Origin of the sequence: Bacillus sp. SIMBA_031, from assembly GCF_046535225.1 — a bacterium.
Taxonomy (GTDB): Bacteria; Bacillota; Bacilli; order Bacillales; family Bacillaceae; genus Bacillus; species Bacillus velezensis.
The window spans coordinates 1-267 of sequence record NZ_JAWRXC010000313.1; the positions used below are offsets into that span (position 1 = coordinate 1).

Sequence of the window (267 nt, forward strand, 5' to 3'; positions counted from 1 at the left end):
GAGGTATAAATACGGTGATGTCACCATTGAGTATCGGAATTAAACTACCTTTTTCGCCACCAAACTCTGAACGTTTATAACGTTTACCTGTACCTGAGTAGGCAAATTCTACCCAGTAGTTGCCTTTTTTGATATAGGTCGGTTTATGGAATGAGTTATATACCAGCTCACGGTCGTTATCTTTAACCATATTACCAGCGGCATCATACTGGTAATTATTAGGGCGAGACCCAGTAACTTGTGTCACAGCATGTGGGCGACTACTTT

The 267-nt window shown here is 41.2% G+C and carries 1 protein-coding gene; it reads right to left on the minus strand.

Going from position 1 to position 267, the window contains the following annotated elements; all coding sequences use genetic code 11:
• A partial coding sequence (locus SB724_RS20440) for a hypothetical protein (RefSeq protein ID WP_410572718.1) occupies positions 1–267 on the minus strand: 267 nt, incomplete at both ends.